Here is a 25,766-nt window from a genome sequence, read left to right on the forward strand (position 1 = left end):
CCAGCGATCTGTTCATCCATTGTCTATATTCTTGCCCTTCACCAAAAAAAGATTCCTCCCACCCCGAAAGGCAAAAGGAATCTCATCACTTATCTCTCTCTATTTTCTATAAATATTATTTCAAACTCTCCATCCTACCCTAGAAACTCCACCGGACGATCCAGCTCATATAATCTGCGATAACGTGGTTCTTTTTTCATCAGCTCCGCATGGGTTCCACGCATTTCTACCGAGCCATTTTCCATAAAAATCACTTCATCCATCTGCTCCGCACCGACCAAATGATGCGTTACCCAAATTAGTGACTTACCCTTCATGGCTTCGAACATTGTCTTCAAAAGATCACGTTCCGTCCGCGGGTCCAACCCTACAGTCGGTTCGTCGAGTATGACAACAGGGGTATTTTGCAGCAAAATACGAGCTAACGCTATCCGCTGACGCTCTCCACCAGAGAATCGTTGCCCTGCTTCACGGACAAAGGTATCATATCCATCTGGCAACGAGGAGATCAACGTATCCATTTTGGCTAAGGCGCCAGCTTCTTTAATGGCTTGTTCGGAAGCCTTCGGATCACCCATACGAATATTGTTAGCTACTGTAGTATCGAATAAATGTGGACTCTGATTAAGCACCGCTATAATAGAAGGAATATGCTCGCCATAGGCATCTGCAGCGATTCCATTAATCATAACCGAGCCCTCAGAAGGTTCAATAACACCTTGAATAGCCTTTAATAACGTCGATTTACCCGCACCACTTCGGCCGATGATCGCAATCTTTTTACCTTGTGGAATATCGAGGCTGAGATCGCGAACCGACCAGTTAGCCTCTGAACCATAGTGGTAACCTACATTTTCGAGCTTGATGTGAGCACTCTTCATGGCCTGAGGTAGAGCATCGACTACAGTTGCTTTTTCAGAGACGATGTTCTGCTCAGTTCCATTTACACCAGACAATCGCTCTAAGGAGTTACGGTACTGCGGAATTTTCTCCACTGCTTCAGACACTGGCAGAAAGGCATCTGCTACAGGAAAAACAACCAGTACGAACGCCGCAATCAATGTACCCGCAATAGCACCATCTGCAAACTCTCCAGCGGCCCAATATAGCATAGAAAGCACACCAATCCCAATTACCGCTTGCCCAATGAACGTACGAATACGTGCCCAGCTGCGCAGCGCTGCATCGGTTTTGGCTACCTTTCTCTCATCTGCTTCATAAGTATCTACGAACTGGCTTTGTCGTCCACTAATGACCCAGTCACCCATACCAAGTACGGCGTCAGTCAGCTTTTGATAGAGACGATTACGCTCTACTTTCACTTCACGTTGGCGCTTCTGTGTGAACAATAGAGATAAGAACGGCAACACCACTACTAACACCAATATATACAGAGCCATCAATAGCGCAAAGGCGATATCAAAAGTACCCAGTGCAATCACAGCTGCTCCATAAATCAGCAAAGCAATAATGCTTGGAAAAACGGTGCGCAGATATACATTTTGCAAATATTCAATGTCATCTGCAAGCATCCCGAGAATATCCCCAGTGCGGAAGCGTGACGACAGGAACAAAGCCTGTGGCTCCAAAATATTGTACAGACGCACACGCATCTTAGATAGAATTCGCAAAATCGTGTCATGCCCAACTAAACGTTCTACATAATGAATGACAGCCCGACTCGTTCCGAACGTACGCACACCTACAATCGGTACATAAATCATTAGAATATTTTCGACGGGTGTAGACGCTTTTGAGATCAGAAATCCTGAAGTATACATTAATGATGAGGCTGTAAAAATCGTCAACGCCCCAAGCATGATAATAAGCACAAAACGCCAAAAATACGACGATACATACGGAGCAAACCATCCTTCACGTTTCAATGGATTCCCTCCAATTGCGACCCAATCAACTCATAATACGCACCCTTGCGGGCAAGCAATTCCTGATGGGTACCGATTTCTGCCACTTTTCCTTGTTTCATTACTACAATAATGTCCATATCAAGCATCCAGTGCAGGCGATGTGTAGCCAGAAAGACCAGCTTTCCTTCAAAAAGAGGCACCATCGTCTCCTTCAGCTCATATTCCGTCTCAATATCCAGATGTGCCGTTGGCTCATCCAATAACATAATCGGACGACTGCTGAGTAAAGCTCGAGCCAGCGCAACCCGCTGCTCCTGCCCGCCACTGAACGAACGACCTCCGCCGCCGATCATCTCATCCAAGCCATTCGGAAGGGTTGCCGCCAGCTCTGATAATCCAGTAGCTTTCACAGCTGCAGCCACAGCTTCCATAGAAGCCTCAGGGTAATAGAAGCGAATATTATCAGCCAATGTACCACTAAAAATATAAGGGCGCTGCGGGATATACGAGGTCTGCTTTCGCCAAGCCTCATCCGTTAATGCGCTAACCGTTGTACCGTTTACTGTGATACTTCCTGAAGTAGGGTGTAAGAAACCACCCAAGATATCGACTAGTGTAGATTTACCGGCCCCACTCTCTCCGATAATCCCAATTTTGCTTGCTCCTTTAAATTGCAGGTTCACCGCTTCCAGTGAAGAAAGACCAGCTTCCTCGTATTTCACACTGACATCATTTAATGTAAGTATGCTATTTTTATGCCAAGTGAATATCTCTTCTGATGTTTTCGATGCTGATTTCAATGCTTGGTCACCATTAGAACCTACTACTTCAGCTTTCACTTCATCCTGATCTATAATGCTCTTCATTGCCTCAGCGGCTTCCTTACCATCGAGAGTAGCATGGAAATCCGAACCTACCAATCGTACAGGCAAAAAATATTCCGGTGCCAAGATCAGAATGGTTAAGCCCGTAACCAGTGTCATCTGATCGTTGACCAGACGCAGGCCGAGACTTACCGCGACGGAAGCAACGGATAACATCGTAAAGAAGTCCAGCGCGAACGAAGACAAAAAGGCTACTCGCAGTGTACGCATCGTCGCCGAGCGATACCGATCGCTGACGGTGGCAATACTCGTGCTATGACTACGACTGCGGCCCAGAAATTTCAGCGTTTCTAGCCCACGGAGGGAGTCTACGAAATGATTAGATAAGGTACGATAAGATTTCAGCTGACGGTCCATCTGCTTGCGAGCCGTCATCCCGATCAAGATCATAAAAACAATAATAATCGGCATAGTGATCGTTAGAATTATCCCACTCGCGGTATCCATCTTGTAGATATAAATAAGCACCAAAATCGGTGTAATTGACATCCCTACCATTCTAGGGATAATCGCTTCTAAATATGTGCGGAACTTTGTTACGCCTTCCAGCACAAGTGTGACAAGATCCCCGGTTCCACGCCCGCCCACCATTCTGGGTCCAAGCTGGAAGAGCTTATCCATCATTTCCCTCCGCATATTGCTGCCCGTTGCTTCCGCAAAGCGGTAAGAGATACGGCTCATCAGCATGGCGCAAGCATGGCGCACTAGAAATGCAAGAAGGAACAATAGCGAAGTAGCCCATTGTTCCTTCAGAGGTTCTCCTGCAAATAGCGCAGAGATGACTTCTGCCAGCCATTTGGCCAGCAGAAGTATGGACATGCTTTGCACCAGGGTAAGGAGGCCAACGATCAGAAATACCGGCTTAACTCCTTTATACCCAAGCAAATTTTTATCCATTAGTATTCAAGATGCTCCTTCTCGTGAACGCGTTTATGAAAGACAAAGTAACTCCAAATTTGATATCCCAATACGAATGGAAGGATGGTCAGCGCCACAATCGTCATTACCTTTAAAGAGTAATGTCCCGAAGCCGCATTGGTAATTGTCAAATTGAAGGCTTGATCGATTGAACTAATCATAACACGTGGGAACAATCCTACAAAGATGGAAGTTACGGACAATGCTATTACCGCTCCTGTCATTCCAAAAGCATAGCCATCCTTCTTCTTCGTCATGAAATAACCCGATAATATGAACGCGATAATTCCCAGCGCTACTATAATCATAAGAACTAAACCACGTTGTTCGAAAATATCAGTCATATAATAAGTCATTACCACGAAAGCAAGCAATAGAGCCCCAAGTGGCAAAAGCAATCTTTGCGCCATTTTTCTAGCGCGAGCCTGTAGATCACCCACTGTACGCAACGTTGTGAACATGAGACCATGTACCAAACAAAGAAGGACAACAGTCACACCAGCTACTACGGTATACACATTTACGATATCTGTAAAACCTGCGTACATTTGCATATCCCCATCAATCGGCAAACCTTTGATGAAGCTGGCGAACACCACAGCAAGGAGGAAAGGTGGGAGGAAGCTGCCGAAAAAGATACAAACATCCCAAGTTTTTTTCCAAGCTACTGAATCCCGTTTACCTCTAAATTCAAAAGCAACACCACGTGCAATCAAAGCTAATAAAGCAAAGACAAAGGGAATGTAAAATCCGCTAAACAACGTTGCATACCACTCAGGGAAAGCCGCAAACATTGCACCCGCAGCAGTAATTAACCATACCTCGTTTCCATCCCAGAAGGGTCCGATCGAGTTAATCAGAATCCGGCGCTCAGTGTCATTCTTAGCGAGAATTTGTGTTTCCATCCCTACGCCGAAATCGAAACCCTCCAGGAAGAAGAACCCTATAAACAGAACTGCAATGAGCACAAACCACAATTCATTAAGAGACATCATTGGGCGCCCTCCTCGTTATATGGATCATGCGAATCCCCGTGATCGTTATCCATCGCATAAGGACCTTTTTTAATCACTTTCATAAACAAACCAATTAGAACTAATCCGAGAATGGCGTAAATCGCTGTAAAAGAAATAACAGAGAATAGAACCTGACCACTTGTAATGTTAGGCGACACACTGTCTTCCGTTGTCATCAATCCGAATACCGTCCATGGCTGACGCCCGAATTCGGTCATGACCCAACCTGCTGTATTCGCGATTGGAGGAAGCAGTATTCCCCATAACATAAACCGCATAAACCAAGTGTTTGGACGGTCCATCTTTTTGCGCCACATTAAATACATTGCGTACATACCCATTACGATCATTAACGTTCCTGCTAGAACCATGATCCGGAAACTCCAGAATGTCGTACGTACTGGCGGGATATAGTCACCGGGGCCATAGGTTTGCTCATACTCAGCTTGCAGCTCAAGCATACCTTTAACTTCACCGGAAAATTTACTGTATGAAAGGAAGCTTAGCATATACGGAATTTGAAATTCTCCAGAACTTTCCTGCTTGTCAGGATCAATGTTAGCCCATACGGTCCAAGGTGCTGGGTCACCACTCTTACCCCACAGTCCTTCAGAAGCCGCCATCTTCATAGGTTGAGTCTCAACCAAATACTGTGCTTGCGCATGGCCTGCCACGGCTACACCAATAGAAGAAATGATACCTACGATTGCTGCAATTTGAAAAGATTTCTTAAAGAAAGATACATCTTGTTTCTTCAATATCTTATACGCACTAATACCCGTTACGAGGAAGGCGCCTGTTGCATACGCAGCAAGAACCGTGTGCGGGAATTCAACCAGCAATTGTCCGTTCGTAATGAGCGCGAAGAAATCATTCATTTCTGCCCGTCCATTATTTATCTCAAATCCCACAGGATGCTGCATAAAGGAGTTCGCTGCTAGAATCCAGAAAGCGGATAACATCGTACCGAAAGCTACTAGCCAGATGGATAACAAGTGCACTCTTTTGGACACTTTGTCCCAGCCGAATATCCAGATGCCAATAAAAGTAGACTCCAGAAAAAAAGCTGCCAATGCTTCGACTGCAAGTGGAGCCCCGAATACATCACCCACAAAACGTGAATAATCAGACCAGTTCATCCCGAACTGAAATTCCTGCAAAATACCTGTAACTACCCCTACTGCAAAGTTGATGAGAAACAGCTTTCCCCAGAACTGTGCCATTCTTTTGTACTCTTCATTGCCTTTTCTAACGTACATGGTCTCCATGATCGCAATCAAGAGCGCTAGTCCGATTGATACCGGTACAAAGAAATAGTGGAATATTGTCGTCGACGCAAATTGTATACGCGACAGCATTACTGTATCCATATTTTTCCCTTCCTTCTCCCCTTTTCGTTAACTATATTGTGTCAAAAATTTAGACGCACTTTTGTGATAAATGTCACACAAAGGGGTGCTTTTAACGGTGAAATTCAAATGATTTGTGACAAAAATCACAATTTACCTTAAAAAAAGCAAAAAAAATAAGACGGTTTGACCGTCTTGAAGTTGTTCACTGTTCTATAACAAGCTTGACTCATAAAGGCATTGGTTAGGTAATGGAAATACCCTTCTTCAGCGATTTGAGATCGCCATTCGAATTAAGCAATTGTGGTAGCATCTTCGTGCTGCGAACCATTGGAGAGTCACATAGACGGCAAGAAGGCGCATGTTCAAATGCGAAATTATCCCTCATCCATCCGTTGCATCCATCATTGGTACACGCCCAAATCGCGGTATTTTCTTCCGGTATTTCTTCCAAAGGTTTCTTCCGGTAGTTCATTGCCGTTCCTCCCATCCTGTAAGTCAATAGTGACTAACTAGATATAAAAAGACCGTCCCAACTTTCACAAGCTGGGACGGTTTCTTCTATTATTACAGTTTTACAACGTTTTCGGCTTGTGGTCCACGGTTGCCTTGAACAACGTTGAATTCAACGCGTTGGCCTTCGTCCAAAGTTTTGAAGCCGTCGCCAGTGATTGCGCTGAAGTGAACGAATACGTCGCTTCCGCCTTCAACTTCGATAAATCCGAATCCTTTTTCTGCGTTGAACCATTTAACTGTACCTGTTTGCATGTGTGTTACCTCCACAAATTTAAATTAATATGTTCTTTTTATCTTCAAACAAAGAAAAAATTCACACATTGAAAAAGGTTGTATTACCGAATATAACAGCCCTTTTCAATGCGAAAATTAGGGACTAAATGTATGATTGATATCATATTACCACACCTGATTAGCAAAGGCAAGCTGGCATCCGTATATATCCGTTTCTACCCTAATAAGTATTACCTTCCAATGTAAGGGTTGCCAGTCAGCCCAAAATTGATTAAATCAGCTTATAATTGCCATATTTATCAAAACTTTAGAAGAAATAGATCCCCGATAGCGATACAGAGTATCGCTATTTCAGGAAGCTCTACCTTCTCAACCGAAGGGGTAGTCCGCTCTACTTGTCATTACTGCTATATCATTATATGCCGACTTCCAGCATATTATTCCTCTGGTTTTTCAAGAAGTTTTACTGTAGTCTGATTGACTTTCCCATTTCGATAATAGGTAATCTTCAGATCCTCACCAATCTTCGTCTGATTATATAAATACTTGCGAAGGGAGAGCGTGGATGTAATCGGTTCATCATTAAATTTCGTAATTACATCATTGAACTGTATTCCCGCTTCTTGTGCAGGTCCAACAGCATCCAGAACGACAACCCCATCCTTAACATTGTTCGGTAGGTTCAGTTCCTTGCGTTGGTCCTCTGCGAGAGGAATGTAAGGATTGTTTAAATCTACCGAATATACGCCTAAGTAGGAACGGGCAATCCGCCCTTTCTCAGCCAGTTCATTAGCGGTATCTATCACATGGTTAGCTGGAATAGCAAAACCCAGCCCTTCTACACCTGCATCGGAGATTTTCATCGTGTTAATACCGATGACTTTACCATCCAGATCCACAAGCGCCCCGCCGCTATTGCCTTCATTAATTGCTGCATCGGTCTGAATGACCTCTTGCTCCCAATCATATACGCCGTCCTGATTCAAGGATACGGGAACCTTCCGTTCAGTATAGCTGACAATACCTGAAGTCAATGTGTCACCAAGTCCCAACGGGTTTCCGATGGCAATGACCGTTTCACCTAAACGAAGCTTCGAGGAATCCCCGAGCTCTGCGATTGTATTGATACCCTTGGCATCAATCGAAAGCACCGCGATGTCACTCACTTTATCCGTTCCAACAAGTGTAGCTTTACGTGTCTCGCCATCTACTGTTACGACCTCAAGATTGCTAGAGTCTTCGATGACATGGTTATTAGTAATGATAAATGCTTTATTATCTACCTTTTTATAAATCACTCCAGAGCCTAATGCTGACTCATCCAGAATGTTCAATTCTTTATTATCTTCTTTATGATTGATAATACTTACTACTGCAGGACGAACCGTAGCAGCGGCTTGAATGATACGGTCAAACGGATCTCTGCTTGGGGCAACCTCCCCAGTTGTTACTACCGACTTCGGGGCAGTTTCGTGACTCATTTGTCCAGTAAGCATACTGAATAAAAACACTGCCACCACAGCACTGATTAAGGAGCAGACGGCGGATATTTGCCAAGTGGATAAGCCCTTGCGCGATCTTCGCACAGAATGCTTGCGGTTAGCAAATGATCCCTTTGATGCTTCATCCCCTCTGGACCGTGATACTTTAGTTGAATAGAAATCGTCATCAAACAATCCCACCGAAAATCTCCCCCTTCTATTGCCAACCGTTCACAGTATCTAAAACCTGAACCTCTAGCAATCACGTTCCAAGCATATACCTCTGCATCCTTTAGACTCCAACAATCACTAAAAAGTTTCACTTTATCCATTAACCACACAATAGTTTCAGTTAATCGAAAGAATTTTAGAATCTTTCAATATATCTTCTCTACTAGGAATATTTTGCAACTTAAAAGACTACACTAATAGAAAGATTCCATAAATTTAGAGTTTGCTTATCACGTCTATAATTGTATCACAGGCAACCCTCAATTCGTGATTTTCCTGAGGTAAAAAGCCTGCGAATTTTTTACAACTCCAGTTCTGTTTTTACTATATAAGGAGGTATAATTATGAATTCTTTTTCCACAAGTATGGATCTGGTGGAGTTTATCGGTAAGCTTGGCGATTTGAAGGATGAACACTACCATATGACCCTTGCCTTCAGTGCTATGATCGAATTGATGATCGATAAAGGCCTGATCTCCCGCCAAGAATTAGAACGAAAGACTGCTGAGCTTGATCAGCTTATGACAACTGGCTCAACTTATCCCATGGCGTAGGTTGGTCATAATACGTATCGCAAAGCTTAAACTCACTATCTTTAAAGAAACAGCCCCGATCCTCCATTGCGCAACGTACCGACATTTTAGCCAAATCCATCATATTATGATCCCGGCTTAAATGCGCTAAATAGGTACGTTTAGTCCGTCCTGTGAGAATTTCACTTAGTGCTGCTCCGGCTGCTTCATTAGAAAGGTGACCCATGTCGCCAAGTATACGTCGTTTCGTATTCCACGGATAACGTCCCATCCTCAGCATTTCAATATCATGATTCGCCTCCAGCACTAATACGTCCGCCTCTGAAATCGCATCTCTTACCTTGTCGCTAACATACCCCAGATCTGTAGCTACACACAGTTTTTCTTTTCCATCATAAAAATTGTAACCCACCGGCTCCGCCGCATCATGAGAAATTGCAAACGATTCAACACGCAGACTACCAAAATCCCTATGCTGTCCCGACTCCATAATGATTCGGTTATAGTCGGGTATTTTTCCAATGCCTTTTTCAATGGCTCCCCAGGTATTGGTGTTCGCATAAATCGGAAGATCGTATTTACGGGCCATTGCTCCGAGTCCTTTAATATGATCGGAATGCTCGTGTGTGACTAGAATCCCGTCTATATCATTACCCGTTAGCTCGCGCATGGCCAACAGCTCATCGATCCGCTTGGCACTTAGTCCCGCGTCAATCATAAGTGTTGTCTCCCCGTTCCGAACCACCGTTACATTTCCGGTAGAACCACTGGACAGTACTGTAAATGAAATCCCCATTTTCCTTACTCCTTCTAATCTGTTGTCTTCGGACTGATGATGTCCGCACTTATAGCATCCACATAATAGGCATTGCCGTTCTCCAGCATGAACCGCCACATTGGCGACGCTACCTGACTTTCGGAGTTGAACAACTCACCATAATAACCAAGCTCAATCTCCTTTACTACGGAGTCTGCCGGAAAATATTTTTCAATCAAACTGCTAAGCGCTTGCGATGCCGGCAGTACCTTCTGTTCCTTATCGCTACTGCTTGCCCCTATCTCAATCTTAGGTGAGCGGAAAGCTACAATCTTCTGGTCACTATTAATCAACTCTAACCTAACTCGGAATAGCGACCACTGATTCTGAACTAGCGGGTGAAGCACGAACTTCCCAACTTCACTTTCTTGAGAATCAAAACGATAATTTGCGATATCCGGTATTTGACTCTCAAGCGCCTTGCTAAGGTCAGTGAAGGAAGAATAGATCAGCTTGCTGTCTATAGGAACATCTAATTTAATGGGTGGTTCATTCTGCTCTTCAGCAGAATATCGATAAGTTATATTAGGAAGCTGCGGGGTAGAAGCCGGAATGGGACACAACACACGAATCCCTTTCTGCTCCATGACCGCCTGGGTTTCTTCGGACAGGGAAGTGAAATCGAGATTGGCACTAACCTGATCGCGCAAATCAATCCACAGCTGATAACATAGCAGCAGATTTAGACCTAAAAAGGCGCAAATTAGTACATTTTTGGCTCTTCCCCAATCCATACCCTTACCTCCTAAATGTTATATGAACAACTTGTACATTAATTTAATGTAAGAACGCTGCCGTCAATAAGCGTAACCTTCCAGACTGGAAGTAGTTGCAGCTTCTCTTCTTTCACTACAGGTACATACGCAGGTGTTAAATCCTTCACCGCCGAAGTTTTGCTAACCGCAGACAATTGATTCTCTAGCTCCACGCCTCCAGATAGCTCTACGATTTTCTTCTCTGCCTTACTCTCATCAATATAGATTAACGAGCGTTCATAAGAGGATACGGTGCCTTGCTGCAATTCCAGATTAATTACACCATACTGCAGCTGCGAGTTACTCATGATCGGATAGGAGCCATATGGATAGGAGCCATAATATTGTTGAAAAGAGACCTTTCTCTCCTGTCTCCCCTCCTCGGTGGCTTCAAGACGATAGGTTCCATTCCATCCACCATGTTGGTTCACAAATTCTACAGCTTCAAGCGCATCCTTGGCAGGTGTACTGTCTCCGGCTGGAAGTGCGGCAGGATCGCTATAGCTCATCCAATTCCGTTCCTTATCGACCTGAAGACTCCGTTTGCTATCCGTATAAATCTCCGAGCCATTTTTCTCGCGAATATATCTAGTGCTTCCAACATCGAAGAAAAGATTGTTCTGCATTTGTTCTATGGTATACATGCCTGAAGGCATCTCAACCTGAACCAGAGAAATCTTGCTGTCTGGTACATAATAATCACCATCTACGGACTTGTAAGGCGTCCAGTTCTTGCCGAAATCCACATGCTGCTGCACGTCTTGCACAGTTAAATCCGCTTTTGCCGCTTCATATATAATGTCGCCTCTCGTACTGAAGAAAATGGCATGCGCTTTGGAGTCATTCTTAATGTTATAGATCCAAATGCGATCAATGCTTTCTCCTTCAAATAGGGAATCAGGTGAGAGCTGCATAACCCGCTGAAGTAACGTTACCGGAATGCCGGATCCGAACGAAAGCTCAATCCCCGGATTCTCATTTCGAATCTTATCCCAATCATAATCCTGTACCGAGTGCCGCTGGAAGCTTTCAAATCCACGCCCTTTTAACCGATTCATAATCAAGCTATAGAACGTTGAGTCTGGATAAAAAAGCGTATGCTTGTTATCGCCCATATGGATGATCATTTTATCAGGGTACAGCAGGTTCTCAACCTTTTCCTCCGGTCCCATATTGTCTGTCTTCACATATAGATTCTCGGAGAGTACCGCTGAGTCTGCACCAGGCAAGCGATAAATCAAATAGTAACTCTCAACAAGACTTCCCAGCACGAGCAAGGCTAGAATCCATGACTTCAATCTCTCCTTCATGCCTCACTCCCCCTTTGCGCATTCAGAGGTAGTGTAAAGGTTACCTTAGAACCTTCATTAAGCTCGGATTGCAGGGAAATAGAGCCTCCATGGGCTTTCACAATTTCCCGGGCAATGGAAAGGCCAAGTCCGGTGCCTCCCATATTCCGTGAACGCGCCTTATCCACCCGATAAAAACGTTCAAAGATCCGCTCGATGTCTTTCTTCGGTATACCAATCCCGGAATCACGTACAGAAATGGAGAGCATTCCATCCTCACTTTTCAAGGCTTCCAATTCAATCGTACCGCCTTCTGGCGTATATTTTAATGCATTGGAGACCAAATTCCCCAAGACCTGATCGATTTGATCACGATCGAGCCATGCTGTGCTGACATCCCTACGGACCCTTGTACTAATGTCGATCCGCTTCTGCCGAATCTGAAAAGAAAAGCGGTCTGCTACATCCTCTAGCATTTCAGTAATATCCGTCTGCTGAATTCTGAGAAGTGCCTCCTTGGAATCCAGACGCGACAGATGCAGTAGATCCGTAACCAGACGAATCATACGCTCGGTTTCGTTACGAATAACCCCAACAAAACGAACCGCTAACTGCGGGTCCTCAAGCGCTCCATCATCAAGTGCCTCCACATAGCTTTTAATCGTTGTAAGTGGTGTTCTTAGCTCATGCGAAACGTTCGCGACGAACTCTCGGCGTGATTCCTCCAGGTTCTCTTGCTCAGTTACATCTTGCAGCACGGCAATAGTACCGGCAATCCCACCTTCACGGCGATGAATCGGAGTAAACGTAACTCTCACGATATTAGAATCTTCTCCACCCATATGTGTCAGATGAAGCATTGCAGACTGGGCATTTCCTTTAGCCAAGGAACCACTCTGCTCATAATCAAGACCTAGCAATTTATCCAGTGGCGCACCTTCCGGCAACGGACCTTCTGTTCCCAGCATAAGTGCTGCTCGAAGGTTCATAAGAATGACTACACCATTCTCATCCGTGGCTACCACACCGTCACTCATATTCGTCAGAATAGAGGTAAGCTTCTCTTTCTCTTCCTCATTCTGAGAGAGCGCCTCACGCAATCTGCCGGTCATATAATTGAATGCCTGACTGAGTTGTCCAATTTCATCGTTGCCGAGCACGGGCATTTTTCGATTGAACCGCCCCTCAGCAACAGCTGTTGCATGCCTAGTCATTTCTTTAATCGGCTGCGTAATGGTGTGTGCAAGAATAACACATAGGACAACTGTCAGTCCCAAGGCTAACAGCAAACCAGAGATGAATACACTGTTGATCCTCCCCATGGTCGCATATAAATCTTTCATGTCAGCAGCAATATAGATTGCACCTACTACCTTGTCACCGGAAAGTACCGGCTTGGCCACAACCTTTTTTCGCACATTATCATCAGCAATAATATATTCTTCATTATCGCTGATCCCCTGCAAGGCGCGATTGACTACGGTCTGAGTGTTGCGCTGTCCGACATAGTCATTCTGAGAGGGCACGGAGGTGGTGATGATTTTGCCGCTGGCATCAAGCACCTGAATCTCGGCCCCGTTAATGTAAAGATTATTAACCATACCACGCAGACTTTCTACAGCCGTTTCCTCGTCAACGGTACCAGCCTCACTACCGAATTTATCAGCAGTCAGGATGGACAGCATCTCCGCACGTGCTTTAAGATCCTTCGTGAAGTTATCCGTTAACGAGTTCTTCATCGAGCTGACAAAATAGACTCCAATTAACTGCATAGCTATCAGAATCAGCAGCACATAAATAATAATAAGCTTGGCCTGAATTGTCCGGAAAAAGGACCACCACTTCATCACAGTCCTCCGCTTTTAGGGCTATGCATCAAATAGCCAAGTCCGCGCCGAGTATAAATATATTCCGGCTTGCTGGGATTCTCCTCAATTTTCTCTCTTAGACGACGGATCGTCACGTCTACGGTCCGCACATCGCCGAAATACTCGAATCCCCACACAGCCTGCAGTAAATGCTCCCGGGTCATCACCTTACCCGCATGTTTAATCATATAGTAGAGCAACTCATATTCACGATGGGTCAAATCAAGCGGCTCCCCACCCTTATATACCAGATACATATCTGTATCAATAAATAGATCGAAATGGTAAATACCTTGTCTGGTCTCTGCAGGTTCATTCGCCATTCCCGGCGGTGACGGTTTGTGCTGTCTCCGCATTTGGGCCTTCACTCTGGCGAGTAGCTCACGTGTACTAAAAGGTTTGGTCACATAGTCATCCGCACCAAGCTCTAGACCAAGCACCTTATCAATCTCTCCGTCTTTGGCAGTAAGCATAATGATAGGAATGTCCAAATGTGCAGAACGAACCTCACGACAAACATCCATCCCGTCCTTACCAGGCAGCATAAGATCAAGCAGCATAAGATCAGGCTTTTTGGACAATGCCAATTCTACTGCACTGTTACCATCAAAAGCACAAATAACCTCGTAGCCTTCTTTTTCTAGATTAAACTTCAATATATCAGCAATAGGCTGTTCATCGTCTACTACCAGAATCGTTCCCATCTGCATGTCTCAGCTTCACCTTCCTATCCCTACTTAAAGATCATTCCTTTATTTTAACATACCTGTCTTACCGTCACATCCTACGAAATAAGGAATCGGCTTCCCCAGCAAAAAGAAACAGCTATATCGTCATTCCTATATTAAAAAAAATAAAACCGCTCGAGTTTAATCGAGCAGTTGAGGTTAAAGTATGAATTATCGCAAATACTTCATTGGATTTACTGCAGTGCCATTCTTCCGAATCTCAAAATGCAGATGTGTTCCCGTCGAGCGTCCAGTATTGCCCATTACACCAATTTTGGCGCCTTGTTCCAAACGCTGTCCCGTAGAAACGGAGATGCTGTTTAAGTGGCCATAATAGGTTTCGTATCCGTTACGGTGATCCACGATAACCACATTTCCATATCCACTCTTCACACCAGCAAAGATTACAGTTCCGGCATCAGAGGCTTTAATGCTTCGGTTGCCAGATACCATATCTAGACCCTTATGAGCACGGCTCCAGCGCTCACCGAAACTACTAGTAAGGGTTGCTCCGCTTACTGGCCAACTGAACATGCCTGTTCCTTCACCAACTACCTTCGTACCCCGATAAACCACTTCAGGGAGAGAAGATTTAATAACGGTCTGACCCAACCACTCTTCTTGTACGACCATTCCGTTTTTCTTTGTTAACCGATACTGCATTTCTTTAAGGCCCGTTTGTCCTGGACGAACGACCTTACTTTTGCCTGCTGGTAACTGGTCGCTTTTCCGCACGATCACTTCAGGCTCAGTAACCACCTGCTCTGACACTTGCTCTACAGTAACAACTGTAACATCTGGCTGTGGTACCTTCAGCTTCAGTGTATCTCCAATCTTCAACGTTAGCTCTTTCACATCCGGGTTGTTACTATAGATCTCTTTTTGTGTAATTTCAAACCGTTTGGCAATCCCCGAAATCGTATCGCCCTCTTGAACGGTATAAAGAAGTGGTGCTTCTTTACCCTCGGTAAGAGTTTTGACCGCTTCCTTCACATCCAACACTTTGTTAGGATCTGTCTTCACTGGAACAATAGCAACTTCTTCACTTATTTTGACTGACTCCACTTGGTTAGGAGCTTTTGCTTTCGCAGCACTTGAACTTGAGGCTGCTGTTCTTGTGAGCTTACTAGCCGTTGCTACTTTAGTTTGCGGAACATAATGATTCTTTACCCCTTCAAGCACCGCATTTGCGGTCTCTTGATCCTTAACAATGCCAACCACCTTGCCATCTACCAATAATTGTACACCTACGGCATAGGCCTTCAGCATTCCATCTAGTTTATTAAGCGTTGCTTCACTATCAACTTCCGGCTTGTACGCTTTCTCCTGTTTAATTGTAATGCCTTCTGTCTGAAGCACCATCGTTGAATCTGGATACTTGTCCTGATATTCCTGTTGCTTCTTATCATACAGCTGATTAAGCTGTGCCTGATCGTTAAGCTTCCCGATCTCCTTACCCTTCACCAACACTTGATAGAAGGTTTCAGTATTGGCTGCTACATACTTTTTCTCTGCACCAATCAACACAGTGGTTAGAAGTACTAAACCAACAGCTCCCAAAATCCAAGAGTGCCGGAATCTACGAGTTCCTTTTTCTTGATGAAAGTGTGTGGAGTCGTGATCTAAATTGTGGCTCTGCTGAACATCTGCTCCGGATTCTGCTGTGTCGCTATCCTGCAGTTTCCCCATCCGGCGCATGAACTTAAATCCCTTCATGAAACTCTCCCTTTCAGTCCGCTCGGTCATCCGAGACGAGCGGCCAAGCTAGTTATACGATCTCGAGTATATAGATTACGACCATGAATATTTCCACTTATCCTAGTTCTAATTTCCTGCTTCTAATGGACCCTCAAAAAGGTTACAATTGGTTACAAAAAATTAACCCTTTGAACATCCTTGTCTAATGTACCATAGCTGAGCGGAAAATTTCAACTTTGTACACATAAAAAAACCCACGAAATACGCGGGTTTTTTGCGCAAATATGAAAATTTAGCCTTTTTCTTGTGTCTAGAAATTGACAATTACTATGGTTGCTGTAGAGTTTCTGTAGTTGGTGTAAGCATTTTCATTATACTCTCGTATTCATCGGGATCAACATATTTGGCAATGACTTGTTGCAGCTCCTTAACCTCATCCTCCGTTAGACCATCCTCCATCGCCGTGGAGATTTTCTGCATCTCATCCTGCGGTAGTTTGGACATCAAGATATTGAATATATTTACCTTCTCCGCCGAAGGGAGATTATCTTTTAAGTCACCTATTGCCTCAGGTGTCATTACCAATTTCTGGTCCTCTAAACTTCCACTCTGGCTTTCGTTAGTAGAAGACTCATTTGAGGCTTGGCCCATAACCGGTAAAGCATCCTCGGGTGCTTTTTCCTCCACCGGCTCCCCTTTTTCAGGTGTATCCTTACTGTTATCTTTATCCTTGTTTACCGCGCTGCCTGTTGTCGTCGCTTCTTTATTCGCTTTATTGGAGTCCGATTGGCTATCCATGCCAATAATGCTCTTGACCATCCCACCTAAACCTGGGCCTGGACTATCCACTTTAATATCGAAGCTCGCCAGAACCGACTGAATATAAGCATTTACAACCACGCCCGTAGTTAGAATTGAAAGTGTACTTGCGAGTACTACAATTAGACATACTCCCAGTGCACGCTTCACGATCTTCATTTCTTCTCTCCTCTCACCTATGTTCAAGTCTATCTGGTATATTTTTTCCATGTTTTTCTATACTCCCAGTATTGACTAGAACCGGCTTCGGGAAACATACACATAAAAGTAAACATAAAAAAGAGACCTCTCGCGAGGTCCCTTATAAATGACTAAATATATTTAGATATAAATTGGCATTACTTGATTCGTCTGCTCACGGTTACGGCCTACTGAGAAGATGGCGATCGGAATCCCTGTAAGCTCAGATACACGTTCAACATATCTACGTGTGTTCGCTGGTAGATCATCCAATGTTTTTGCAGAAGTAATATCTTCGCTCCAACCTGGAAGCTCCTCATATACCGCTTCGCACTCTGCCAGCATCTTAAGGCTAGCTGGGTAATGCGTGATTACTTCACCACGGTATTTGTAGCCTGTGCAGATCTTCACAGTCTCAAGTCCACTCAGCACATCCAGCGAGTTAAGAGACAAGCCTGTGATTCCACTTACACGACGAGCGTGACTTACAACAACACTGTCAAACCAACCTACACGGCGAGCACGTCCTGTAACTGTTCCATATTCATGACCTGTTTCACGGATATAATCACCAGTTTTATCGTTCAGTTCTGTAGGGAACGGGCCATCTCCAACACGAGTAGTGTAGGCTTTAGCAACCCCGATAACCTGTTTAATCTTAGAAGGTCCAACACCAGAACCTATGCATACGCCACCTGCAGAAGGGTTAGAAGAAGTAACAAACGGATACGTACCTTGATCGATATCAAGCATTACCCCTTGTGCACCCTCAAACAATACTTTGCGATCTGCATCAATAGCTTCATTAAGAATGACCGACGTATCTGTCACATAATTACGTAGCACTTCCGCATATTCCAGGTACTGAGTCAGAATCTCTTCAACATCAAGAGCTTCCGCGCCATATACTTGAGTAATCACTTGGTTCTTCTCTTCCATCAAGTGACGAAGTCTCAATTCGAATTCCTCAGCGTCCATCAGGTCAGCAATACGGATACCGTTACGTGCAGCCTTATCCATGTAACATGGACCGATGCCTTTGCGTGTTGTACCAATCTTGTTCGGACCCTTGCGGTCTTCTTCCAGAGCATCCAGTACCATGTGATAAGGCATAATAACATGAGCCCGGTCGCTGATCACTAAGTTTTTAGTGTCAAAGCCGTTCTCGTGAATATAATTAATTTCTTGGATCAAGGCAGCTGGATTAATAACCATCCCGTTACCAATTACACAAGTCTTTTCTTTATAAAATACACCAGAAGGGATTAAGCTGAGCTTAAACTTCTCACCGTCAATCAGAATCGTGTGACCGGCATTATTGCCCCCTTGATAACGGGCAACCACATCTGCACTTTCCGCTAGAAAGTCAGTGATTTTCCCTTTACCTTCGTCTCCCCATTGTGTTCCCACGACGACTACCGTTGACATGTTCATTCCTCCGTAGGTGCTAGCAAGCACCATTATTTTTCATAATATGGGCCCTGTACGTCATTCTTATGTACGTAGCCCTCCGGACTCCAAGCGGATTTACCCACTAAAGGACAATACTCAGTGTAACAGCCGTTTTTTTCAAAGTCAAATAAAACGAACGATTACACAAAGAAATGTGCAATCGTTCGGATATCATACATGACAGGTTACCCAGCAAATGGTTCTGCATGTGCTCGCTCGTAGTTAACGAACTTGTTGAAGTTTTTGAGGAATACAAGCTCTACTGTCCCAACGGGACCATTACGCTGTTTAGCTATAATAATTTCAATAATATTTTTCTTCTCAGTGTCCTGATTGTAATAGTCGTCACGATACAAGAACGCAACAATGTCGGCATCCTGCTCGATAGAACCGGATTCACGCAAGTCACTCATCATCGGTCGTTTATCCTGACGTTGTTCCACACCCCGGCTAAGCTGCGACAGGGCGATAACCGGCACGTCCAATTCACGAGCGATCTGCTTCAATGTACGGGATATATCCGATACTTCCTGTTGACGGTTTTCCCCGCCTTTACCGCGGCCCTGAATGAGCTGCAAGTAGTCAATGACGATCATCCCCAGGCCCTTTTCCTTCTTGAGCCTCCGGCATTTCGCACGAATATCCGTTACAGTAATCCCTGCTGTATCATCGATATAAATCTCCGCCTCCGACAGGGACTGAATGCCCATAGTCAGCTTCGACCAATCATCATCACTCTTGAAGTCACCGGTACGCATAGTATTCGCATCCAGATTAGCTTCGGCACAAATCATCCGCTGTACTAGCTGCGGCGCTGACATTTCCAGACTAAATATGGCAACCGTCTCTTTGGCACGTACGGCCACATTCTGAGCAATATTTAGCGCGAATGCTGTCTTACCTACAGAAGGACGGGCTGCAACAATAATCAAATCATTGCGCTGGAATCCATTAGTCATATGGTCTAAATCCACAAATCCCGTTGGAATACCTGACATGCCGCCCTTATCTTTATTCTGATGGAGGAGTTCAACCTTATCAAATACTTCCATCAAAACATCGCGGATTGCGATAAATCCACTGCCGCTGCGCCGGTTAGAGATTTCAAGAATTCGCCGTTCTGCATCACTCAGCATATCGGCTACATCTTCGCCGCCGGTGTAACCCTCGCTTACGATTTGCGTCGCTGTACGAATCAAACGCCGTAACATAGCCTTTTCTTCAATAATCTGCGCGTAGTATTCTACGTTAGCCGCAGTAGGCACAGCATGCGCCAGCTTAGCTAGGTAGCTAACACCACCAATATCTTCGAGCTCTCCCTTGTCCTGCAGTCTAGAAGTAAGCGTAACAAGATCAATCGGCTGGCTCTCTTCTCCGAGCTGCACCATCGCCTCAAAAATCATTTGATGCGCTTTATCGTAGAAGTCTTCGGTATTCACCCGTTCCATTGCAGTAATGAGCGCTTCATCCTGCAACAGAACAGCACCAATTACCGCTTGCTCCGCCTCAAGATTCTGCGGGGGAACCCGATCGAAAAAGAGATCTCCACCCATGTTACTCCTCCGTTACCTGAACCTTAAGGGTAGCCTTTACTTCAGTGTGTAGTTTTATACTTACTTGAAACACTCCCAAATGACGAATCGGCTCTCCTAGCTCAATCTTGCGCTTATCGATGGAAATGCTTTGAGTGGAAGCTAGCGTTTCAGCAATTTGTTTGCTCGTGATTGCGCCGAATAGACGGCCGCCTTCACCTGCTTTTGCTTTCATAGTAAGAGTAAGCTCATCTATCTTCTTGCCCAGTTGCTGAGCTTCTTCTTTTTCGTTATCTTTACGGCGTTGTTCAGCAGCTGCTTGATTCTCAAGCGTCTTCACATTGCCTTCCGTTGCCGGACGAACTAATCCACGTGGTAATAGGAAGTTCGAAGCATAGCCTTCGGATACCTCTTTAACCTGACCTTTTTTACCTTGACCCTTAACATCTTTTATGAAAATGACCTTCATTCGAATAAACCCTCTTTCGATTCGATTTCAGCCAGCACTTGCAGCAGTCTGGCTTCTGCTTCTTTACATGTTCCTTCTAGCTGTACCGCGGCGTTCGATAGATGCCCACCGCCACCCATTTTTTCCATCACGACCTGTACATTCATACGCCCAAGTGATCGAGCACTAATGCTTATCAGGCCGTCTGGTCGCTCACTAATGACAAATGAAGCGACTACGTTCGTCATCCCAAGTAATGTATCCGCAGTCTGAGCGATAAGTAGCTGTGGAATCTTCATACCTGGTGCCGTAACGACCAATGCGATTTGATCATAAATCATACGCGCATGTTTGATAATTTCGGCTTTTGAAATATACTCCTGTAAATCCTCCTTCAGCATACGCTGAATAAGAACGGTATCCGCACCATTTCGGCGCAGAAACCCTGCAGCTTCAAATGTACGTGAGCCTGTATGCAGTGCAAAGTGCTTCGTATCTACAGTAATTCCCGCTAAGAGCATTGTAGCATCCAATGGACTAATCTTTACCTTCTCATGGATATATTGAAGCAACTCTGTCACCAGCTCACAGGTTGATGAAGCATAAGGCTCTAAATAGACAAGTACAGCATCGTTGATGAACTCTTCGCCTCTACGGTGATGATCCACGACCACAATTCTACTCGCATATTGCACAAGCCGCGGTTCCATTGTCATAGACGCCTTATGGGTATCTACAACAATAAGCAGTGTATGCTCCGTCATCACTTGTAAAGACTGCTCCGTTGTGATGAACGACTTAAACAATTCATCATCTTTCCGAATCTGCTCCATCATGTTCGTTATGGAAGGATTAGGAGTTTCCATCACAATGCTAGCCTCTACATTATACATCTGTGCGGCTCTCAGAAGGCCAATCGCAGCACCAACAGCATCGATATCTGGTGTGCGGTGGCCGAGGATCAGCACACGGTCGCTCTCCTGCATTAAATCACGTAGCGCATGCGCAATGACTCGTGCCCGCACTCGTGTACGCTTCTCCGCAGCATTACTCTTTCCACCGTAGAAAGACAACCTCTGACCTGCTTTTACAGCAGCCTGATCTCCACCTCGGCCGAGCGCCATATCCAAACTTGATTGTGCTAAGGCACCTAGCTCGCTTGCAGAGTCCGCTCCAAATGCCATACCAATACTCAGTGTCATAGGCACTTTAAGGTCGGCCGTCATTTCCCTAATCTCATCGAGAATAACGAATCGACTTTCTTCCAGTGCTTGCAGACTACGATGATTAAGTAGCATTAGATAACGCTCAGACGACAGACGACGTAGATAAACATCAAACTGTTTACTCCATTCGGTGATCTCACTCGCTACCTTAGCGATCAGTGAAGTACGCTGTTGATCATCCATTCCTTGAGCAGATTCATCTAGATTATCCATCATCACTATGCCAATCGCCAGCTTCTCATCCTCATAACGTTCACGTAGCACCACAAGCTCAGTGATATCATACATGTAAAGAATACGTTCACTTGGAATAATGACAGCTTGGTAAAATCGTTCATCCACAGTGAGCTCAAGGCGAGTGTCATGCAATACGCCTTCTTTGTGAACATCCCGTTTTCCCGATACATTCGTCGTAAAAAAAGACTGCATATCCGGCAGCAATTCCAGTAGCGGTTCCCCAACTAAAGACTTGCGCGCAAAAATATCACCAGCATAGCGGTTATTCCATTCTACTGTTCGATCTTCGCTAAACAGAATGATTCCGAGGGGCAGCATACTCACTGCTTCTCCCTCCACCCGCTTAATACGAAAAGTTAATCCATTAATATATTCCACCAGATTACGGCGGAACGAAATTTCCGTCTTCAGCATATAGAAGCATAATGTACCTGCCAGAAACAGGCTAACGACCCCAAGAGCCCAGTTATAAATACTAACAATTATAATAAGGGCCAACAGCAGCATGAACGCCCATACGGTATGATAGCCGTGCCAGCGTCTTTGCAGAAATTTAGGCATGAACTCTCACCCTATCGTTTCGATTTCGTCACATACTCCCGCAGTGGGAAAGCAAGATCAATAATACCAATAATGCGTAGCGGCGGCAGCAAAATGACCGGTATTGCTAGCAGAATGGCAACCATCTTGTTCCATTTGCGTTCATGCGCCAGGAAGAAGAAAAATCCAATCGCCTGAATCATAAAGCCAATTCGTAGCAACGGCAGTAGATTGGCAGAAATCATGAGGATGTAATTATTCTCTGATCCTGAGAAGAAGAGCTGAAGAACCACACCAATCAAATAATACCAAATAAACGATCTCGAAAGTCTCCATTCACGAGCAGGCTTCATCTTAGGCACTGCATAATTCATACTGTTCAGAATCGGACGAACAATAGAATGCGTAATGACAGCTATCATAAAAGAGCTTACGATTAGAGTCATTGGGATCATTTGAACCGTCATATGACTTAGCTTGTTTACATCCTCAGTCGTAAATCCAAGATCAGTAAACAGTGGATTAGCAGTACCAAGATCAGACAGAGGCGAGTTAACCATCTGCAGCACATCGTTCACATAGTTAGACAAATCAAAGTTAAATAACGCCGTACCGAGTAATAAGAGTAACAGGAATTCTCCAAGAATCGTAACCGTACCTGCAATCACGGTAGATACTGCTGAAGCATGTCTTTTATACCAACGTCCCATAACCAGAGCAGGTATTAAGAAATACGCCGCGATCAGCACATAAATAGGTGTAATCAGACCAACAATCAGCAACACCGGCAATACGTGTAGAACGAATTGTTTGGTGTTCAGCGTAGTGAATAACACTACTGCCGGAACAATCATAAATAGGGTAGTGATGATGAGCAGTGGAGTCGTTAAACTAAGCAGCAAAAGTAAATATACTACGCTCCAAGCCACAGATGACCAGCGAAATTTCAACAGTATTCACCTCTTACGCATATGTTCTTCTAAAGCAGATATATCTTGATACCATTCTTCCAGTTGATGCCCTTCCTGCTTATGCTTTCTGAGCTTCTCGAGTAGCAAGTCATCTAATTGACGATAGGGAATCCCTAGTCTGCGGCCCAAAATATAAGAGCTCATAATCAAACTAGCCAGGCTGTCGCCCACACGGGTAGTACTGCCTTCCCATAACGCTTTAAATAACCGTGAAACTTGGTCAATCACTTCTGTTTTTAACCATTCAATTACCTTGGCGCGTTTAGCGACATCCAGATCCTTCGGCACATTGGACACGTCTCTCTACCTCCGGCAAAAAGCTTTATTCTCCATTATAGCATAAAAAATTCCGTGTCACACAAGGCGCCCCGCGCACCTTAAGTATGCTTCAACAAGGGATGAACTAGTACTTCTTTCATTTTTAAAAAAGACCTGCTTTCCGTTATCGCCGGAAATACAGGCCTTGTTCCGATTGCTTCTATTACCGCGAATAAATTGGGCTATAATGACTCTTGAGATTGTTTTGATACAAATTTCTCACAATATTCTATGACTTGACTCCGGCGAACGATGCCAATAAACCGGTTCATATCATCGACTACAGGAACAAAGTTCTGTACCTTAGCCAAATTAATCAGATCTTCCATATCCGCATCAATCGAGACAGGTCTGTTATTCATCCTCAACGGCAAATCTTTAAGCAAGAATTTTGAAGCGTTCTCGAAAGTAACCTTGCCCTCGGATTCCTTCATATACCAGAGCAGATCACCCTCTGTAACCGTACCAGCGTATTCTCCATTTCGGTTCAGAATAGGGACAGCAGTATAACGGTGATACTCCATCCTCTCCAACGTTTGGCGTAGCGTTGAATCGATCGTTACGCAAGCGACTTCCTGTTTCGGAAGTAAAAAAAATGCAATATTCATCTCTTGATCCTCCTCAAAGAGTTCCGAAGGAATTACGGTTCTTTAACTTCCTTTTACTACCATACAAAATTATTAATACGTGGCAGCTTAATAATCGTTCCAATACATTATAGCATGAAGACAGTAAGCAGCAGCCATAAGAATGTGAATGGCTGCTGCAATTAATTATATGAGTTTGAACTCCACTTTAGAATTATTGCGTAACTGCTGTTGATTTAGGCTCCAGTGCATTACTTGCTTTTCCCGGCTCAATTAGTTGATCTACAGGTGTTGCTGCACTCATCCAGTTGTCGATCATCGCCTTAGCTTCACTCAAATCCTCTTCATCAACGATATCATAGTAAACACCATCCATACGTTTACCTTCACCCATAACTGTGAAGCTTGAGATATCCATGCCTTTTCCGCCCATGAATTTTTTGGCTAGACTAATGATCATCGAAGGCTCTATATCGGTTTTGAAATTATCTCCCATAATATCCAGCAACTTCGGAATGTTGCCAATTTGACTGATCGATAACATTTTATTCGCTACAACATCAATAAAAACCTGTTGGCGTTTGGTGCGGTTAAAGTCACTATCCTCACGATAACGCGTATAGTTCAGTGCTTCTTGTCCGTTATAAAGCGACTTTCCAGCTTCAATTGTAAACTTTTCATGATCCTTACCCTTGTTCACAATGTCTTTCTTAATCGGCAGAGGAACGCCTCCAATAGCATCTACAGCATCCTTGAGTCCTTGGAAATTTATTGTCGCATAATATTGAATATCATGACCAAGCAGAGCTTCTAGAGAATCCTTGGCCATCTGTTGCCCCCCAAAAGCATAGGCATGTGTAATCTTATCCTTTTTATTATCCTTATGACCTATAATTTCCGTATACGTATCACGCGGAATAGAAATGAGCAGGATCTTATAGTCCTCAGGCCGAACAACAGCGTACATCATGGTATCTGAACGTGCCGTTTCATTATCACGTTGATCGGTACCTAAGAGCATAATTGAGAACGGATCGCTCTTGTACACAACCGGTTCTGGCTTAACCTTATTATCATCCTTAAGCGGCTGGTAAGATTCTTCCTTTAGCTTAGTTTCAACCCGATCAGACAAAAAGAGGTCGAAGGCTAATACAGCCAGGGAATTACGAAACAGAAAGCCTCCCGCTATAATAACAACAAGAACAATGAGGGCGATATATCTTTTCTTTATTTTTTTCATCTTTGATTCCTTCATTTTTGATTCCTTCTTT

General features: G+C 44.3%; 23 protein-coding genes. 1 reads left to right on the plus strand and 22 read right to left on the minus strand.

Annotated elements, in window-relative coordinates; translation table 11 throughout:
• Positions 1-134: 134 nt before the first annotated feature.
• From cydC to MKY19_RS30105, 7 genes are all read right to left on the minus strand, one after another.
• Positions 135-1,886 carry a thiol reductant ABC exporter subunit CydC gene (gene cydC / locus MKY19_RS30075; RefSeq protein WP_339799560.1) on the minus strand — a complete coding sequence of 584 codons (1,752 nt, stop codon included), beginning with the start codon at positions 1,884-1,886 and terminating at the stop codon, positions 135-137.
• Positions 1,883-3,649, minus strand: coding sequence for a thiol reductant ABC exporter subunit CydD (cydD, locus tag MKY19_RS30080; RefSeq protein WP_339799562.1), 1,767 nt, complete (start codon positions 3,647-3,649; stop codon positions 1,883-1,885). The genes cydC and cydD overlap by 4 nt, the downstream gene beginning before the upstream one ends.
• Positions 3,649-4,665, minus strand: a complete 1,017-nt coding sequence (cydB, locus tag MKY19_RS30085; RefSeq protein ID WP_042193024.1) for a cytochrome d ubiquinol oxidase subunit II — start codon at positions 4,663-4,665, stop codon at positions 3,649-3,651. Before cydB ends, cydD begins: the two co-directional genes overlap by 1 nt.
• Positions 4,662-6,056 (minus strand): cytochrome ubiquinol oxidase subunit I, encoded by a 1,395-nt coding sequence (locus MKY19_RS30090; protein WP_339799565.1) that lies wholly within the window; start codon positions 6,054-6,056, stop codon positions 4,662-4,664. The genes cydB and MKY19_RS30090 overlap by 4 nt, the downstream gene beginning before the upstream one ends.
• A 223-nt stretch (positions 6,057-6,279) precedes the next feature.
• Positions 6,280-6,510, minus strand: a complete 231-nt coding sequence (locus tag MKY19_RS30095; RefSeq protein ID WP_042131698.1) for a cold-shock protein — start codon at positions 6,508-6,510, stop codon at positions 6,280-6,282.
• Positions 6,511-6,602: 92 nt separating this feature from the next.
• Positions 6,603-6,803 carry a cold-shock protein gene (locus MKY19_RS30100; RefSeq protein ID WP_019914582.1) on the minus strand — a complete coding sequence of 67 codons (201 nt, stop codon included), beginning with the start codon at positions 6,801-6,803 and terminating at the stop codon, positions 6,603-6,605.
• Positions 6,804-7,222: 419 nt separating this feature from the next.
• The gene (locus MKY19_RS30105) at positions 7,223-8,467 is read right to left on the minus strand and encodes a trypsin-like peptidase domain-containing protein (RefSeq protein WP_042193026.1); all 1,245 of its coding nucleotides are present in this window, start codon (positions 8,465-8,467) and stop codon (positions 7,223-7,225) included.
• A 374-nt stretch (positions 8,468-8,841) separates the two neighbouring features.
• Here MKY19_RS30105 and MKY19_RS30110 point away from each other — a divergent pair, with 374 nt between their 5' ends.
• Positions 8,842-9,051, plus strand: coding sequence for a hypothetical protein (locus MKY19_RS30110; RefSeq protein WP_042193027.1), 210 nt, complete (start codon positions 8,842-8,844; stop codon positions 9,049-9,051).
• Here MKY19_RS30110 and MKY19_RS30115 read toward each other — a convergent pair.
• The 15 genes from MKY19_RS30115 to MKY19_RS30185 form a co-directional block, all read right to left on the minus strand.
• Complete coding sequence (locus tag MKY19_RS30115; RefSeq protein ID WP_042193028.1) at positions 9,017-9,826, minus strand: MBL fold metallo-hydrolase; 810 nt, start codon at positions 9,824-9,826, stop codon at positions 9,017-9,019. The genes MKY19_RS30110 and MKY19_RS30115 overlap by 35 nt on opposite strands.
• 14 nt (positions 9,827-9,840) lie before the next feature.
• Positions 9,841-10,581 (minus strand): two-component system regulatory protein YycI, encoded by a 741-nt coding sequence (gene yycI, locus MKY19_RS30120; RefSeq protein WP_042193029.1) that lies wholly within the window; start codon positions 10,579-10,581, stop codon positions 9,841-9,843.
• 38 nt (positions 10,582-10,619) lie between these two features.
• Positions 10,620-11,912, minus strand: coding sequence for a two-component system activity regulator YycH (yycH, locus tag MKY19_RS30125; protein ID WP_042193030.1), 1,293 nt, complete (start codon positions 11,910-11,912; stop codon positions 10,620-10,622).
• Entirely contained in the window at positions 11,909-13,738 is a 1,830-nt protein-coding gene (gene walK, locus MKY19_RS30130; RefSeq protein ID WP_042193031.1) for a cell wall metabolism sensor histidine kinase WalK, read from the minus strand. Before walK ends, yycH begins: the two co-directional genes overlap by 4 nt.
• Positions 13,738-14,469 carry a response regulator YycF gene (yycF, locus tag MKY19_RS30135; RefSeq protein ID WP_042193032.1) on the minus strand — a complete coding sequence of 244 codons (732 nt, stop codon included), beginning with the start codon at positions 14,467-14,469 and terminating at the stop codon, positions 13,738-13,740. The genes walK and yycF overlap by 1 nt, the downstream gene beginning before the upstream one ends.
• Before the next feature lie 189 nt (positions 14,470-14,658).
• On the minus strand, positions 14,659-16,203 hold the full coding sequence (locus MKY19_RS30140; RefSeq protein ID WP_339268022.1) for a M23 family metallopeptidase: 1,545 nt from the start codon (positions 16,201-16,203) through the stop codon (positions 14,659-14,661).
• A gap of 309 nt (positions 16,204-16,512) precedes the next feature.
• Complete coding sequence (locus MKY19_RS30145) at positions 16,513-17,163, minus strand: hypothetical protein (protein ID WP_339799569.1); 651 nt, start codon at positions 17,161-17,163, stop codon at positions 16,513-16,515.
• A gap of 162 nt (positions 17,164-17,325) precedes the next feature.
• Positions 17,326-18,612 carry an adenylosuccinate synthase gene (locus MKY19_RS30150; protein WP_339268025.1) on the minus strand — a complete coding sequence of 429 codons (1,287 nt, stop codon included), beginning with the start codon at positions 18,610-18,612 and terminating at the stop codon, positions 17,326-17,328.
• Positions 18,613-18,821: 209 nt separating this feature from the next.
• A complete protein-coding gene (dnaB, locus tag MKY19_RS30155; protein ID WP_042131710.1) occupies positions 18,822-20,189 on the minus strand; it encodes a replicative DNA helicase in 1,368 nt (455 codons plus the stop codon).
• A 1-nt stretch (position 20,190) separates the two neighbouring features.
• Positions 20,191-20,637, minus strand: a complete 447-nt coding sequence (gene rplI, locus MKY19_RS30160; protein WP_042193036.1) for a 50S ribosomal protein L9 — start codon at positions 20,635-20,637, stop codon at positions 20,191-20,193.
• Entirely contained in the window at positions 20,634-22,640 is a 2,007-nt protein-coding gene (locus MKY19_RS30165) for a DHH family phosphoesterase (protein ID WP_042193037.1), read from the minus strand. The genes rplI and MKY19_RS30165 overlap by 4 nt, the downstream gene beginning before the upstream one ends.
• Before the next feature lie 11 nt (positions 22,641-22,651).
• The gene (locus MKY19_RS30170; RefSeq protein WP_076298104.1) at positions 22,652-23,569 is read right to left on the minus strand and encodes a DUF2232 domain-containing protein; all 918 of its coding nucleotides are present in this window, start codon (positions 23,567-23,569) and stop codon (positions 22,652-22,654) included.
• Positions 23,570-23,575: 6 nt separating this feature from the next.
• Complete coding sequence (locus MKY19_RS30175) at positions 23,576-23,878, minus strand: MazG-like family protein (RefSeq protein WP_170880353.1); 303 nt, start codon at positions 23,876-23,878, stop codon at positions 23,576-23,578.
• Positions 23,879-24,090: 212 nt separating this feature from the next.
• A complete protein-coding gene (locus tag MKY19_RS30180) occupies positions 24,091-24,516 on the minus strand; it encodes a CBS domain-containing protein (RefSeq protein ID WP_042193039.1) in 426 nt (141 codons plus the stop codon).
• 193 nt (positions 24,517-24,709) lie between these two features.
• Entirely contained in the window at positions 24,710-25,750 is a 1,041-nt protein-coding gene (locus MKY19_RS30185) for an LCP family protein (RefSeq protein ID WP_179085792.1), read from the minus strand.
• Between the last annotated feature and the right edge of the window lie 16 nt (positions 25,751-25,766).

Origin of the sequence: Paenibacillus sp. FSL R5-0744 (genome assembly GCF_037972555.1) — a bacterium.
Classification (GTDB): Bacteria; Bacillota; Bacilli; order Paenibacillales; family Paenibacillaceae; genus Paenibacillus_AQ.